Genomic DNA, 14,659 nt, shown 5'->3' with positions numbered 1-14,659 from the left:
TTCGTGTCGCCGCTCATGACCCGCCCCCCGTCCGGCCTGAGCCCCGCCGCACACCCCCGTCCGGCGGGGCTCGGGCCGCCCCCGTCCCCCGTGACACCGGGCCGTCCGGACACCCCTGATCGGAGCGCGGCCCGAGGGGCCCGCCGCCCCCGTGCCGGCGGGCCCCGTGTTCCGAGAATGTGCCCGCGCCCGGGGGTGGTTGAAGCCCCCGGGCGCGGGTTCAGAGGTTGATTTGAGGGTTGCGTAGCCGGACTACGAAGGGCGGTGTACGTGGCTCAGGTCCCGTGTGTCTCGTGGTGCTCCGAGAGACCCGGCCAGTCGTCGGGGCCACCGCCCTGCCATTCGATGAGGTCGCTCTCCGCGACGTCCGTGACGTACAGATCCGCCAGCCGCAGGAACTCGGCGACGTCGTCGACGTGCGAGGCGATGCCCAGCGTCTCGTCCCCCGCGGTCACCCGCCGGGAGCCGTCCAGGGCGGGGGAGTGGACCACGATGTGCGGTTGCTGCGTCGGTTGTGCCATGTCTTCAGCCTCCGGCGCTTCGAGGGGTTCCGCACCCCGGAACGCCGAACAGCGCCGGATACGGGACCGTCCGTATCCGGCGCTGATCAGCCCGGTGAGGCTCTTCTTTTCGGGACCGCGGCGGTCGCGACGGAGCCTGAATCACCCTTCCCTCTGGTCGAGAAGGGAGTTCGGGTCCTTCACCACCGCACTGGCTCGCACACCGCCGCGGTCCTCACCCCGGCCCGCGCCCGATGCTGGTCGACCACCCCTCATCCGGGTCTCCCAGCTGGGTCGGACGCGGTCAGGGAGCTGGTGATCAGTCCTCGCGCAGGGCGCGGACCGCCTCCTCCACGCGCTTGCCGTATTCCGGGTCGGCGGCGTGGAAGTGGGCCAGGTTCTTCTCGATCACGTCGTCGCGGGAGACCTGCGAGAGGCCGCCGGCGATGTTGGCGATCAGCCGGGACTTCTCCTCGGCGGACATCAGCCGGTACAGCTCACCGGCCTGGAAGAAGTCGTCGTCCTTGGTGTGCTGCGGGGCCTCGTGGGTGCCGGTGTACCCGGCCACCGCCAGCGGGGCGGCCAGCGGGCGGCCGGTCTCGACGGGGCCGTCGTAGGAGTTCGGCTCGTAGTTTTTGGCGTACCGGCCCTGGGAGTTGGACGCCATCAGGCCGTCACGGCCGTAGTTCTGCGCCGTCGTCGCCTTCGGGGCGTTGACCGCGAGCTGGGTGTGGTTGACGCCCAGGCGGTAGCGGTGCGCGTCCGCGTAGGCGAACAGGCGGCCCTGGAGCATCTTGTCGGGCGAGGGGCCGATGCCCGGAACGAAGTTGTTCGGGGAGAACGCGGCCTGCTCGACCTCGGCGAAGACGTTGTCGGGGTTGCGGTCCAGGACCAGGCGGCCCACGCGCTGCAGCGGGTAGTCCTTGTGCGGCCACACCTTCGTCAGGTCGAAGGGGTTGAAACGGTAGTCCGCCGCCTCGGCCGCCGGCATGAGCTGGACGTACAGCGTCCAGGACGGGTTCACGCCCCGCTCGATGGCCTGCAGCAGATCCGTCTGGTGCGAGTTGGGGTCCTGGCCCGCGAGCTCGGCGCCCTGCTCGGCGGACAGGCACCGGATGCCCTGGTTCGTCTTGAAGTGGTACTTGACGAAGAAGGCCTCGCCCTCGGCGTTGGTCCACTGGTAGGTGTGCGAGCCGTAGCCGTTCATGTGGCGGTACGACGCCGGGATGCCGCGGTCGCCCATCAGCCAGGTCACCTGGTGCGTGGCCTCGGGGGCGTGCGCCCAGAAGTCCCAGACGTTGTCCGGCTCCTGGCGGCCGGTGAACGGGTCGCGCTTCTGCGAGTGGATGAAGTCCGGGAACTTGATCGGGTCCTTGATGAAGAACACCGGGGTGTTGTTCCCGACGAGGTCGTAGTTGCCCTCTTCGGTGTAGAACTTGACCGCGAAACCGCGCGGGTCGCGGACCGCGTCCGCGCCGCCGAGGCTGTCGGCCACGGTCGAGAAGCGCAGGAACACCTCGGTGCGCTTGCCGACGGCGTTCAGGAAGTCGGCGTGGGTGAAGCCGGTGACGTCGTCGGTCACCTCGAAGTAGCCGTAGGCGCCGGAACCACGGGCGTGCACCACGCGCTCCGGGATGCGCTCGCGGTTGAACCGGGCGAGCTTCTCCAGGAGGTGCTGGTCCTGGAGCAGGAGCGGTCCGCCGACGCCGGCGGAGGCGGAGTTCTGGTTGTCGGCGACCGGGGCGCCGGACTCGGTCGTGAGCACGCGCTTCGACATCGTGGACCTTCCGTGCGGGAGTCAGCGGAAACCTGTTTCCGCTTTGTGGAGCCTAGGAGGGGGCAATCTGGCCGTCAACAGTTTGTTGAAGATGCGCTCGGGCTTCTCCGACTTCCTGTTGAAGTGGATTCCGGGCGACGCCGCCGCTTGGGCGCGACAGGACAGGTGTCAGCGGCGGCGCCGCCCGGAGATCTGGGCAGGTCGTCAGACCTGTGCGCCGGAGAGGCGCTCGACCGCGCGCAGCAGCGCGGAGTGGTCCAGGCCGCCGTCGCCCTGGGCGCGCAGGGAGGCGACGAGCTGGGCGACCACGGCACCGACGGGCAGGGCCGCGCCGACGTTGCGGGCGGCGTCGGTGACGATGCCCATGTCCTTGTGGTGCAGGTCGATCCGGAAGCCTGGCTTGAAGTCGCGCTGCAGGAAGTTGTCCTTCTTGCGGGTCAGCACGGTGGAGCCCGCGAGGCCGCCGTTGAGGACGTCCAGGGCGGCCTTGAGGTCCACGCCGGACTTCTCCAGGAAGACCACGGCCTCGGCACACGCCTGGATGTTGACGGCGACGATCAGCTGGTTGGCGGCCTTCACGGTCTGGCCCGAGCCGTGCGGACCGCACAGCACGATGGTCTTGCCGAGAGCCTCCAGGACCGGCTTGGCCTCGTCGAAGTCGGCCTGCTCGCCACCGACCATGATCGACAGTACGGCCTCGATGGCACCGGCCTCACCGCCGGACACGGGGGCGTCCAGCACGCGGATGCCCTTGTCCTTGGCCGCCTTCGCCAGGTCGACCGAGGTCTGCGGGGTGATCGAGGACATGTCGATCAGGAGGGCGCCGGGCCTCGCGTTCTCCAGGATGCCGTCGGGGCCGTAGGAGATGGCCTCGACCTGCGGGGAGGCGGGGACCATCGTGACGACGACGTCCGCGTCCTTGACGGCCTCGGCGATCGAGCCGGCCGCGGTGCCGCCGGCCTTGGCCAGCCGCTCCAGCTTGTCCTGCTCCAGTGTGAAGCCGGTGACGTCGTAACCGGCCTTGATCAGGTTCTCGGACATGGGCGAGCCCATGATGCCGAGGCCTATCCAGGCGATCTTGGGAAGGTTGCTCATGATGGGGGTGCCTCTCTCACTACGGCGAAAAGGTCAGCGGATGGGCGGCGTCGGCGCGCGCCGACGGTCAGCGGGCGGCGCGCTGGTCCGCCGGCAGCCAGCCGAAGGCCTCCGCGCTCGGGCGGTCGCCCGGCTTGTACTCCAGGCCCACGTAGCCCTCGTAACCGGCCTTCCTCAGCTGGTCGAGCAGCTCCTCCAGCGGCAGCGTCCCCGTGCCGGGGGCGCCGCGGCCCGGGTTGTCGGCGATCTGGACGTGGCCGGTCTTCGCCGCGTGACTCTCGATCACCGACGGGAGGTCCTCGCCGTTCATGGACAGGTGGTAGAGGTCCATGAGGAACTTCGCGTTGCCGAGTCCCGTCGCCTCGTTCACCTTGTCGACGATGCCGACCGCGGCCGGTGCCGACACCAGCGGGTACAGCGGTGACTCGGGCTGGTTCAGCGCCTCGATCAGCAGGATCGCGCCGATCCGGTCGGCGGCCCGCGCCGCGAGGACGAGGTTCTCCAGCGCCAGCGCGTCCTGCTCGGCCGGGTCCGCGCCCTCGACGCGGTTGCCGTACAGCGCGTTCAGCGCGGTGCAGCCGAGGGAGGCGGCGAAGTCGGCGGCCACGTCGATGTTCGCGCGGAACCTCTCCGACTCCGCACCGGGCACCGACAGGGCGCCGCGGTCCGGGCCCGGGAGCTGCCCGGCGTAGAAGTTCAGGCCCGTGAGCTGGACGCCCGCGTCCTCGATCGCCTTCTTCAGGGCGTCGAGCTCGGACTGCTCGGGGGTGGGGGAGTCGATCCAGGGCCACCACAGCTCGACCGCGGTGAAGCCGGCCGCGGCGGCGGCCGCGGGGCGCTCCAGGAGCGGGAGTTCCGTGAAGAGGATCGACAGGTTGACGTTGAAGCGCTGCTCTGCGAATCCCATGGGGTCCGGCGCTCCCTTCCGTGTCAAAATTCCGTATGACGGAAGTTGTTTTCTGCGTATTGGAAGATTGCCGTCGGGGGTCCGGGCTTGTCAAGAGGGCTCGGCGGAAAGCGGTACCGCGCGTTAGGTTGAGCGCGTGCGACTGAGAGTGGAATTCACGACCGAGCCCTTCGACCTCGACGAGGCGCCCGCGCACGCGGTCGTCGCCCGCGAGGTCATCGAGGCGGCCGAGCTGGACGCGGTGGACGTCGGCCCGTTCGGGAACACCGCGGAGGGCGGCGCGGACGCCGTGCTCACCGCCGTGGACGCGCTGCTCCGCAAGACCCTGGAGTCCGGCGCCACCCGGGTCTCGCTCCAGCTCAATGTCGTCGGGGAGGGCGAGCGGTGAACGAGGAGCCCTTCATCACGGCCGTGAAGCCCCTGGTCGACGCCATGGGTGGCGAGATGCTCCCGCCGGACGAGGCGGGGCCGGACGACGTCGTGCTCGCCTGGGAGGGCGCGGACGTGGTCGCGGTACGGCTGCCGCAGCTGGCGGATTCACTGGATCACATCCTGGCCGCCATGGAGCGCCGGCAGGGCAAGCCGCTCGCCGACCTCGACCGCAAGGCCAAGCAGGAGGTCGTACGGATACTCGAGGCGCGCGGCGCCTTCTCCGTGCGGCACGGGGTGGAGACGGTGGCGAGCGCCCTGGGTGTCAGCCGCTTCACCGTCTACAACTACCTGAACCGGGAGAAGGGGGTCTGAGCGCCGGACCGGCCCGATCGGCGGACCGGTGGGGGGGCTTCCGGGTTTCGTTACCCGGAATTTTCAACAAAGTGTTGACGTGATGTCGCGCAGGGCGTTAGCTATCGGCAGCCCGTTCAGCACAAGGCCACGGAGGCTCCCGTGACGTCCACATCCACGCCGGGCCTGCTCCGGTTCAACGCCTTGGAGCAGCACGCGGCCCTCGCCGCGCTCCACGAGGCGTGCGCCTCCCGGGCGTGGGCCGAGCGGCTCCTCGCCGCTCGCCCGTACGCCACCGCCGAGGCCCTCTACACCGCCAGCGACGCCGCCATGGCCGAGCTGACCGCCACGGACCTCCAAGAGGCGATGGCCGGACACCCGCCGATCGGCCGCCCCAAGCCCGGCGACCCCTCCTCGGCTCGCGAGCAGCGCGGCATGGCCGGCGCCTCGGAGGAACTGAAGGCCGAGATGCTCGAACTGAACCTGGCCTACCAGGACAAGTTCGGCCATGTCTTCCTCATCTGCGCCACCGGCCGGACCGGCGAGCAGATGCGCGACGCCGTCAAGGAACGGATCGGCAACTCCCCGGAACAGGAGCGCGAGATCGTCCGCACCGAGCTGGGCAAGATCAACCGTATCCGGCTCGCCCGACTGGTCGAAGAGGACTGAGAGCAGCATGAGCACCAGCACCACCGCTTCCGTGTCCACCCACATCCTGGACACATCCGTGGGTCGCCCCGCCGAGGCCGTCGCCGTCCAGCTCTCCGCCCGTGGCGGGCGGGAGGCGGACTGGCGGACACTCGGCGGCTCCGCGACCGACGCGGACGGCCGGTGCAAGGACCTCCCCGCCCTGCCGGAGGGGACCACACACGTACGGCTCGACTTCGCCGTGGAGCCGTATTTCGAGAAGAAGCAAGCCGATGCGCAGCAGGACGCCCCCGCGAATCGGGACAGCGGTGCCGCCGTGTTCTTCCCGGAGGTGGCGATCACGTTCGCCGTCGTGCCGGGCGAGCACTACCACGTACCGCTGCTGCTCAACCCGTTCGGCTACTCCGTTTACCGAGGGAGCTAGCTAAATGACCGACAATTCCCGCCCTGCCCGCCCTGTCATCCTGGGACAGAACCAGTACGGCAAGGCCGAGAACCGAGTCGTAAAGATCACGCGGGACGGCGCCACCCATCACATCAAGGACCTCAACGTATCCGTGGCGCTGAGCGGCGACATGGACGAGGTCCACTACTCCGGCTCCAACGCCCATGTCCTGCCGACCGACACCACCAAGAACACGGTGTACGCGTTCGCCAAGGAGTACGGCATCGAGTCGGCCGAGCAGTTCGGCATCCACCTCGCCCGGCACTTCGTCACCTCGCAGGAGCCGATCAAGATCGCTCGGATCCGCATCGAGGAGTACGCCTGGGAGCGGATCGCCACCTCCGACGCCAACTCCAGGTTCATCGGCGCCGACGAGGTCAAGCACTCCTTCGTGCGCAAGGGCCAGGAGACCCGCGTCACCCAGATCACCTACGACGGCTCGTCGTGGGAGGTCGTCTCGGGTCTGAAGGACCTGGTGGTGATGAACTCGACCAACTCCGAGTTCTGGGGCTACGTCAAGGACAAGTACACGACCCTCCAGGAGGCCTACGACCGGATCCTCGCGACCCAGGTCTCCGGCCGCTGGCGGTTCAACTGGACCGACGACGAGCAGAAGATGCCCAACTGGGAGAAGTCCTACGAGCAGGTGCGCAAGCACATGCTGCAGGCCTTCGCCGAGACGTACTCGCTCTCGCTGCAGCAGACGCTGTACCAGATGGGCTCGCGCATCATCAACAACCGCAGCGAGATCGACGAGGTCCGCTTCTCCCTCCCGAACAAGCACCACTTCCTGGTGGACCTGGAGCCGTTCGGGCTGAAGAACGACAACGAGGTCTACTTCGCCGCCGACCGCCCCTACGGCCTGATCGAGGCCACCATCCTGCGGGACGGCTGCGAGGCGAGGATCCCCGTGGACCTCACCAACCTGTAGCAACTGCATTGCGGCACCCGCGGCCGGGACTGCAGAACCCGGCCGCGGTACTCAAATCTCCAGGGTCCTGCCGTGCCCACTCCACAACAGCGCAAAGGACGAACCATGGCAGCAGACCAGCGCATCGTCATCGAGAACTGTGCTATCGCGACCGTCGACGCGAACGACACCGAGATCCCCTCGGGTCACGTCGTCCTCAAGGGCAACCGCATCGAGGCGCTGGGCGCCGGCCAGGCCCCCGAGGGCCTGGAGAACGTCGTACGGCGCATCGACGCCACCGGCCACCTCGTGACCCCCGGTCTGGTCAACACCCACCACCACTTCTACCAGTGGATCACCCGGGGCCTGGCCACCGACCACAACCTGTTCAACTGGCTGGTCGCCCTCTACCCGACCTGGGCGCGCATCGACGAGCGGATGACCTACTCGGCCGCGCAGGGCTCGCTCGCCATGATGGCCCGCGGTGGTGTCACCACCGCGATGGACCACCACTACGTCTTCCCGCAGGGCTCCGGCGACCTGTCCGGATCGATCATCCGCGCCGCCCGCGAGATGGGCGTCCGCTTCACCCTCGCCCGCGGCTCGATGGACCGCAGCGAGAAGGACGGCGGTCTGCCCCCGGACTTCGCCGTCGAGACCCTGGACGGCGCCCTCGCCGCCACCGAGGCCACCGTCAAGGAGCACCACGACGCCTCCTTCGACGCCATGACCCAGGTCGCCGTCGCGCCCTGCTCGCCCTTCTCCGTCTCCACCGAACTCCTGCGCCAGGGCGCCGAGCTGGCCCGCAGCCTGGGCGTCCGGCTGCACACCCACGGCTCGGAGACGGTCGAGGAGGAGAAGTTCTGCCACGAGCTGTTCGGCATGGGCCCGACCGACTACTTCGAGTCCACCGGCTGGCTCGGCGAGGACGTGTGGATGGCGCACTGCGTCCACATGAACGACTCCGACATCGCCGCCTTCGCCCGCACGAAGACCGGTGTCGCCCACTGCCCCTCCTCCAACGCCCGCCTCGCGGCCGGCATCGCCCGCGTCCCCGACATGCTGGCGGCCGGTGTCCCGGTCGGCCTCGGTGTCGACGGCACCGCCTCCAACGAGTCGGGCGAGCTCCACACCGAGCTGCGCAACGCGCTGCTCATCAACCGCCTCGGCGCCCACCGCGAGGCCGCCCTGAACGCCCGGCAGGCGCTGCGCCTCGGCACCTACGGCGGTGCCCAGGTCCTCGGCCGCGCGGCCGAGATCGGTTCCCTGGAGCCGGGCAAGCTCGCCGACCTGGTGCTCTGGAAGCTCGACACCCTGGCCCACTCGTCCATCGCCGACCCGGTGACCGCGCTGGTCTTCGGCGCGGCGGCACCGGTCACGGCCTCCTTCGTCAACGGCGAGCAGATCGTGGAGAACGACCGGCTGCTCCACGTCGACGAGGACGCCATCGCCCGCTCCACGCGGGAACAGGCGCAGCGCCTGGCGCGCATCGCCGAGCAGGCCTGACCAGTTGAAGATCTCCGGCTGAGAGGGACGGCTCTCGGCCGGTGGCCGTGGACCCGAGCGGGGTCCATGGCGGCCGTCTCCGGGGCGCGCATGGACGTGTGCGCCCCGGAACGGTCTACCGTCCCCGTCTTCACCGGTCCCGCACGACCGCGCATCACCTCCAAGAAACCCACGTCAGAGCCGACGTGTTAGCTGACCCGGAGGAACCGCCGTGACCGCCCATCCCGTCGACGAAAAGCTCCCCGCACTCAAAATGGCCACCACAGGCCTCCAGCACGTGGCCGCCATGTACGCGGGAGTCGTCGCCCCGCCCCTGATCGTCGGGGCGGCCATCGGCCTCTCCGGAGCCGAACTGACCTTCCTCACCGGCGCCTGCCTGTTCACCGCGGGCCTCGCCACCTTCCTCCAGACGCTCGGCATCTGGAACATCGGCGCCCGGCTGCCGTTCGTCAACGGCGTCACCTTCGCCGGTGTCGCCCCCATGACCGCGATCGTCGCGTCCACCGACGACAAGTCGGACGCGCTGCCGATCATCTTCGGGGCGGTGATCGTCGCGGGCCTGCTGGGCTTCATAGCGGCCCCGTTCTTCAGCAAGATGGTCCGCTTCTTCCCGCCCGTGGTCACCGGCACGGTGATCACCCTGATCGGCATCTCGCTCCTGCCGGTGGCCTTCGGCTGGGCCCAGGGGCCGAATCCCGCGGGCGACGACTACGGCTCGGGCACCAACCTGGGCCTCGCCGCGGCCACGTTGGTGATCGTCCTGCTGCTGCGCCGGTTCACCCGGGGCTTCGTCAAGCAGATCGCCGTCCTGCTGGGCCTCGTCGCCGGCACCCTCGTCGCCATCCCCTTCGGCGTCACGGACTTCGGGCCCGTCGCCGACGCGGACGTCATCGGTTTCCCGACCCCCTTCCACTTCGGCGCACCGCAGTTCCAGATCGCCGCGATCGTCTCGATGATCGTCGTGATGGTGGTCTCGATGACCGAGTCGACCGCGGACATGCTGGCGCTGGGTGAGATCGTGGACCGTCCGGCGGACGAGAAGACCATCGCGGCGGGTCTGCGCGCGGACACCCTCGGCTCGGCGATCAGCCCGCTGTTCAACGGCTTCATGTGCAGCGCCTTCGCGCAGAACATCGGTCTGGTCGCGATGACGAAGATCCGCAGCCGCTACGTCGTGGCGACCGGCGGCGGCTTCCTCGTCCTGATGGGCCTGTGTCCGATGGCCGCCTCGCTGATCGCGGTCGTGCCGCGACCGGTGCTCGGCGGCGCCGGCGTGGTGCTCTTCGGCTCGGTCGCGGCCAGCGGTATCCAGACCCTGGTCAGGGCCGGTCTTGAGAAGGACAACAACGTCCTGATCCTGGCCGTGTCGCTGGCGGTCGGCATCATCCCGATCTCCGCGCCGGAGTTCTACCACGCCTTCCCGGAGACCGCGCGGATCGTCCTGGACTCCGGGATCTCCACCGGCTGCGTGGTGGCGGTCCTGCTGAACCTGGTCTTCAACCACCTCGGCAGGGCACGCGACGCCGAGGACGTCACCCACCCGATGGAGGCGGGTGAGGAGATCACCGGCTCGGCCCGGACGGCCCCCGCCACGCCATGAGGTTGGCGAACAGCTCGGCCTGCTCCACGGCGTCGTCCAGGGCATGGTGCGTGTGCCGGCGGCGCGACAGCAGCTCGCGCGGCATGGTGCCCTTGGCGACGGCCCGCAGGGGCAGCCCGGCCTTGGTGGCGTAGAGGGTCTTCATGTCCAGGCACCCGGAGTGCCCGAAGGGACTCTCGCCGGTGAACCGGATGAGATACCAGTAGAGAAAGGTCCAGTCGTACGAGGCCGGGTAGCCGCACATGACGGCCTGCGCCCCCTGACTGACCTCCCGCACCCACGCACTGAACTCGGCGAGCGCGACGGCCGGTTCAGCCCCCTCCGTGCCGAGGCGCTCCCGGTCGAGCCCACTGACCGCGAGCGCCTCCGGCACGAAGTCCGCACTGATGGGTCGCAGTTCGCGGTAGAAGGTTTGTGCTTCCGGATCGGCCGCGGCGAACCCGTCACCATCCTGCCGCCCGGCCACGGCGGCCCCCAGACTGAGCATGGAGTACGGCCCCGGGATCGGCCCGTCGGCCTCGATGTCGACGGAGATGTAGAGACTGGGCTTGATTCGTCGTCCTGCCATGAGCCACGAGCCTGGCAGGCGCAGGCCGGCAAACGCACCCCCATTTCCTCACCGCACGACCCCGGGTGGGCGGGCGCGGACGGAGGCCGTCGCCGGGACCGGTTCCGCGCCCTGGACCAACAGCCCCTCCGTCCGACTGGCCGCCCACACCGACAGCGCCGCCAGGCGGTCCACTTCGCCGAGTCGCGGGCGGCCTACGACGCCGAGCACGACCCCGAGCTCGCCGACGCGTGGACCGCCCGTTCCTCACGGTGTCGCCAGTGCCTCCGTGGGGGAGAGCCGGGCCGCCCGGAGCGCCGGGTACAGGCCCGCGAGGCCGCCGATGACCAGCGTGGCCGCCACTCCGCCCGCCACCGTCCAGGGCGGCACCACCGTCGGCCAGCCCTGGTACAGGGCGTACCCGGCGGTCACGGCCAGGCCGAGCACGGCGCCGCCCGCCCCGCCGAGCGCCGACAGCAGCAGCGACTCGGCGAGGAACTGACCCCGGATCTGCCCTCGTGTCGCGCCCATGGAGCGGCGCAGCCCGATCTCCGCCCGGCGCTCCAGCACCGAGATCACCATCGTGTTGGCGACCCCCACCCCGCCGACCAGCAGCGCCACCGCCCCGAGTCCGAGCAGCAGCCCGGTGAAGGCCTCGCCCGCCGCCCGCTGCGCCGCCAGCGCGTCCGAGGGGCGGGAGACCTCGGCCTCGCTCGGCGCCTCGGGGTTGGCCGTCGCGCCGAGTACCTCCCGCACCGACTCCACGCTCGTCTCCGCCGAGCGTGTGTACAGGGTGGTCGCATGCCCGTCGAAGCCCAGCTCCCGCTCGGCCACCGGCCAGCCGATCAGCGCGGCCGCGTCCAACTCCGGTGCCAGAGCAGCCCGTTCGAGGATTCCGACGACCGTGAACCAGCGTCCCCCCACCAGTACCCGCGTCTCCTCGCCCGCGTGGCTCACCCCCAGCCGTTCGGCCGCGGCGGCCCCGAGGACCACCGCCGGATAGCGGGCCGTGGCCGCGTTGAGCCAGGCGCCGTCCGCGAGTTGGGCGCCGATCGCGCCGCGCAGCGAGGTACGGACCGCGTAGGTCGCGAGACCGTTCGTCCGGACCTCCGGTATCCGGTCGGTGCGGTACACCTTCGCGTCCGGTACCTTGCCGACCGCCGACACGGACTCCACTCCGTCGATCCCGGCGACCATCCGCTCGGCCTCGAGCGGCAGTTGGGCCTGTCCGCCGGTGAGCGTGCTGCCGGGTGAGACCGTGAGCAGATTGGTGCCCAGCGCCGCCAGCACCCGGTCCAGATCGGCCCGCGAGGACGAGGAGATCCCGACGACGGCCACCATGGCGGCGATGCCGATCGCGATGCCCAGCGCCGACAGGAACGCCCGCAACGGACGGGTGCGCAGCCCGACCGCGCCGACCCGGACCACGTCGGTGGGGCTCAGCCGGGCGGGCCGCAACACCCCGGGCGCCGGTGCGGTCGCCGTCATCGGGCCGCTCCCGCCGCCGCGGGGGCCGCCGAGTCCTCGACCACCCGGCCGTCCCGCATCCGCACCCGCCGGGGCAGCGAGGCGGCGATCTCCCGGTCGTGGGTGATGATCACCACCGTGGTGCCGGCCGCGTTCAGCTCGCGCAGCAGCGTCATCACGCCGGCTCCCGAAGCGGAGTCCAGTGCCCCGGTCGGCTCGTCCGCCAGCAGCAGCGGTGGCTCACCGGCCACCGCCCGGGCGACGGCGACGCGTTGCCGCTCCCCGCCGGACAGCTCGTGCGGCGCGTGGTGCAGCCGGTGGCCGAGTCCCACCCGGCGCAGGGCCGCCGTGGCTCTCGCCCGCCGCTCCGCCGGGCGCAGACCGGTGTACAGCAGGCCGTCGGCCACGTTCTTCAGCGCCGAGGCCCCCGCCGCCAGATGGAACTGCTGGAACACGAACCCGATCCGCCGCGCCCGCAGCGCGGAGAGCCGCCCGTCCGACAGGGAGCCGGCGTCGTACCCGTCGATCCGCACCCGCCCCGAGGTGGGCCGGTCGAGCGTGCCGAGCATGTGCAGCATCGTCGACTTGCCGGACCCGGAGGGGCCGACCACGCCGACGAGTTCGCCGCGCGCGACGGCCAGCGAGACCCCGAGGAGCGCGGTGACCCCGCCCGGGTAGACCTTGGTGACATCCGAGAGCTCGATCATCCCGGCATCCCCACCGTCGTACCGGCGGCGATGCCGGCCCCGCTGATCTCCACCCGTCCGTCCGCGAACAGGCCCGTGCGCACCGGGACGTACGCGGTGCCGCCGGACGCCCGGACCACCTCCACGCCGAACCCGCCCCCGTCCAGCGCCACCAGCGCCGCCACCGGAACGGTCAGCACGTCCTCGCGCTCCCCGGCCGTGAACGACACGTCCACCGACGCCAGCACGTAGGACGCCGCCGCCTTCTGGGCCTCGGCCCCGTCGAGGGCGACGAGCACCTTCACCTTGGTCGTGGGGTCCTCCTCGGCGCCGTTGCCCGGATCGACCTCGGTCGTGACCTCGGAGACCCGGCCGTCCACCCGGGTTCCGTCCGGCAGCTCCACGCTCACCTTCGCGCCCGCTTCCGCCAACCGCCGGTCTGCGGTGTCGAGTTCGACGGTGACCGCCTGGGCGGTCGCGGTGTAGGTGAGCACCTTCTGACCCGGTGCCGTCGTGGCGCCCTCCTCGGTGTCCAGGACGTCCACCCGGACGGCCGCCGGCGCGAACACCACCCGGCCCGGCGCCACCGTCCCGGTCTCCTCCACACCCAGCTCCCCCTGCCACTGCCGTACGGCCTCGGCGGTCGCCTCCGTGTAGGTGTCGTCCACCGTGAAGCCGTCGTGACCGAGGGCCTTCAAATTGCGTTCCAACTGCTCCACGTCCCGGCCCTCGACCCCCGCCCGCAGCTCCCGGTAGGCCGGGACGGCGCCGTACAGCAGCACCACCGGCTCGTCGTCCAGGCGGTACAGCGCCTCGCCCCGGGCGATCCGTTCGCCCGCGTCCGGCAGGTGGGTGATCGTCCCGGGGACCCGGGCGGTGGCGGTCGTCGCGGCGCCGTAGCCCAGTTCGCCGTCCTCGGTACGCGTGTCCTGGAGCGTCTGCCGGGTCACCTCCGCGGTGGCGGGCGGCCGATGGTCCTCCGACCGCTCGCCGGATCCGCCGTCCCGGAGCCCGGCCCCCGCGGCCGCCGCACCTCCCACGGCGGCCAGGACGCCGAGGGCCACGAGCAGGCGACGGGTACGGCGTGGGCGGCGCGGGCCGGACGAGCCGTCCTCGGGGTCCGGGTGCGGGGCCGGGGCGCTGGTCACCTCGTCGGTCTCAGTCATCGCCCTCGGTCTCCGTGGACCTGCGGCTGCCCGAGGGAGCGTACTTGTCGCACTCCTTCTGCGCCTGCTCGAAGTCCGGGTCCTCCGCGACACCCTGGTCGAGCCGGATGCCCCGCCCGGGCTCAGGGTCGGGGAAGTCCTCGACGCCGTTGTCACGCATGCACTGCGCCATCTTCCGCATCCGCTCCTCGACCTCCGGATCCGCACTGCCCCCGTTCTGCATGGGGCTGTACTCGCGGCAGGCCTCCATCGCCGCGTCCACCTTCTCCTTGGGCACCCGGCCGGTGATCCGGATGCCGCCGCCCTCGCCGGGGTCCGCCACCTCCACGCCGTGCTCACGCAGGCACTCGGCGAACTTCACGGCCAGCTCGTCCTGGGCGTTCGCCTCCGCGACGACGTCGGCCGCCGCGTCGGTGGAGTCCTCGCCGGAACCGCAGCCGGTCAGGGCCAGCGCGAGCGCCAGGAGCAGGGCCGACGGCAACGCCCCCCGGGCGCCGCCGGTCCGAAACCGCGTCATGTCGTCTCCTCGGGTCGGGATCTTTGTCCTGAAGCGAAGCGGGCGGGCCGTTTCCCCACCGTTTCCGCATCCGACAGGACGGCTCCGACCCGGCAGGAGCGTCCGCGCCCGGCAGGACCGACCGCGCATCCGGCGGGGCGGGCTTCCTTATGCCCGGGAAACGCG

The 14,659-nt window shown here is 70.9% G+C and carries 16 protein-coding genes; 7 read left to right on the top strand and 9 right to left on the bottom strand.

The window, feature by feature from the left end; translation table 11 throughout:
* Positions 1–275: 275 nt before the first annotated feature.
* The 4 genes from ACWDRW_RS17695 to ACWDRW_RS17680 form a co-directional block, all read right to left on the bottom strand.
* The gene (locus ACWDRW_RS17695; protein WP_451724152.1) at positions 276–521 is read right to left on the bottom strand and encodes a hypothetical protein; all 246 of its coding nucleotides are present in this window, start codon (positions 519–521) and stop codon (positions 276–278) included.
* Between the two features lie 298 nt (positions 522–819).
* Positions 820–2,277 carry a catalase gene (locus ACWDRW_RS17690; protein ID WP_451724149.1) on the bottom strand — a complete coding sequence of 486 codons (1,458 nt, stop codon included), beginning with the start codon at positions 2,275–2,277 and terminating at the stop codon, positions 820–822.
* Positions 2,278–2,481: 204 nt separating this feature from the next.
* A complete protein-coding gene (locus ACWDRW_RS17685) occupies positions 2,482–3,372 on the bottom strand; it encodes a 2-hydroxy-3-oxopropionate reductase (protein WP_451724147.1) in 891 nt (296 codons plus the stop codon).
* Between the two features lie 67 nt (positions 3,373–3,439).
* Complete coding sequence (locus ACWDRW_RS17680) at positions 3,440–4,279, bottom strand: TIM barrel protein (RefSeq protein WP_451724146.1); 840 nt, start codon at positions 4,277–4,279, stop codon at positions 3,440–3,442.
* Between the two features lie 136 nt (positions 4,280–4,415).
* Here ACWDRW_RS17680 and ACWDRW_RS17675 point away from each other — a divergent pair, with 136 nt between their 5' ends.
* The 7 genes from ACWDRW_RS17675 (at position 4,416) to ACWDRW_RS17645 (ending at position 10,111) form a co-directional block, all read left to right on the top strand.
* Positions 4,416–4,667 (top strand): hypothetical protein, encoded by a 252-nt coding sequence (locus ACWDRW_RS17675; RefSeq protein WP_451724145.1) that lies wholly within the window; start codon positions 4,416–4,418, stop codon positions 4,665–4,667.
* A 44-nt stretch (positions 4,668–4,711) separates the two neighbouring features.
* Positions 4,712–5,023 carry a helix-turn-helix domain-containing protein gene (locus ACWDRW_RS17670; RefSeq protein WP_451724193.1) on the top strand — a complete coding sequence of 104 codons (312 nt, stop codon included), beginning with the start codon at positions 4,712–4,714 and terminating at the stop codon, positions 5,021–5,023.
* 141 nt (positions 5,024–5,164) lie between these two features.
* Complete coding sequence (gene uraD / locus ACWDRW_RS17665) at positions 5,165–5,671, top strand: 2-oxo-4-hydroxy-4-carboxy-5-ureidoimidazoline decarboxylase (RefSeq protein ID WP_451724144.1); 507 nt, start codon at positions 5,165–5,167, stop codon at positions 5,669–5,671.
* A 7-nt stretch (positions 5,672–5,678) separates the two neighbouring features.
* On the top strand, positions 5,679–6,074 hold the full coding sequence (gene uraH / locus ACWDRW_RS17660) for a hydroxyisourate hydrolase (protein ID WP_451724142.1): 396 nt from the start codon (positions 5,679–5,681) through the stop codon (positions 6,072–6,074).
* A 4-nt stretch (positions 6,075–6,078) separates the two neighbouring features.
* Entirely contained in the window at positions 6,079–7,026 is a 948-nt protein-coding gene (gene pucL, locus ACWDRW_RS17655; protein ID WP_451724141.1) for a factor-independent urate hydroxylase, read from the top strand.
* A gap of 105 nt (positions 7,027–7,131) precedes the next feature.
* Positions 7,132–8,511: an 8-oxoguanine deaminase gene (locus ACWDRW_RS17650; RefSeq protein WP_451724140.1), complete on the top strand. Its 1,380-nt coding sequence runs from the start codon at positions 7,132–7,134 to the stop codon at positions 8,509–8,511.
* A gap of 211 nt (positions 8,512–8,722) precedes the next feature.
* The gene (locus ACWDRW_RS17645) at positions 8,723–10,111 is read left to right on the top strand and encodes a nucleobase:cation symporter-2 family protein (protein WP_451724139.1); all 1,389 of its coding nucleotides are present in this window, start codon (positions 8,723–8,725) and stop codon (positions 10,109–10,111) included.
* Here the strand turns inward: ACWDRW_RS17645 and ACWDRW_RS17640 are convergent.
* The 5 genes from ACWDRW_RS17640 to ACWDRW_RS17620 all read right to left on the bottom strand — a co-directional run bounded on the left by ACWDRW_RS17640 (position 10,074) and on the right by ACWDRW_RS17620 (position 14,494).
* Positions 10,074–10,679, bottom strand: coding sequence for a 3'-5' exonuclease (locus ACWDRW_RS17640; protein ID WP_451724137.1), 606 nt, complete (start codon positions 10,677–10,679; stop codon positions 10,074–10,076). The two genes, ACWDRW_RS17645 and ACWDRW_RS17640, sit on opposite strands and share 38 nt — an antisense overlap.
* Before the next feature lie 246 nt (positions 10,680–10,925).
* Positions 10,926–12,146, bottom strand: a complete 1,221-nt coding sequence (locus ACWDRW_RS17635; protein ID WP_451724135.1) for an ABC transporter permease — start codon at positions 12,144–12,146, stop codon at positions 10,926–10,928.
* On the bottom strand, positions 12,143–12,832 hold the full coding sequence (locus tag ACWDRW_RS17630; RefSeq protein WP_451724133.1) for an ABC transporter ATP-binding protein: 690 nt from the start codon (positions 12,830–12,832) through the stop codon (positions 12,143–12,145). The genes ACWDRW_RS17635 and ACWDRW_RS17630 overlap by 4 nt, the downstream gene beginning before the upstream one ends.
* Positions 12,829–13,977 carry an efflux RND transporter periplasmic adaptor subunit gene (locus tag ACWDRW_RS17625; protein ID WP_451724132.1) on the bottom strand — a complete coding sequence of 383 codons (1,149 nt, stop codon included), beginning with the start codon at positions 13,975–13,977 and terminating at the stop codon, positions 12,829–12,831. The genes ACWDRW_RS17630 and ACWDRW_RS17625 overlap by 4 nt, the downstream gene beginning before the upstream one ends.
* Complete coding sequence (locus ACWDRW_RS17620; RefSeq protein WP_451724130.1) at positions 13,970–14,494, bottom strand: hypothetical protein; 525 nt, start codon at positions 14,492–14,494, stop codon at positions 13,970–13,972. The genes ACWDRW_RS17625 and ACWDRW_RS17620 overlap by 8 nt, the downstream gene beginning before the upstream one ends.
* Between the last annotated feature and the right edge of the window lie 165 nt (positions 14,495–14,659).

The organism is Streptomyces sp. NPDC003635 (genome assembly GCF_053587635.1).
The sequence above is the reverse complement of the archived record's forward strand: the minus strand, read 5'-3'. Positions and strand labels throughout refer to the sequence as shown.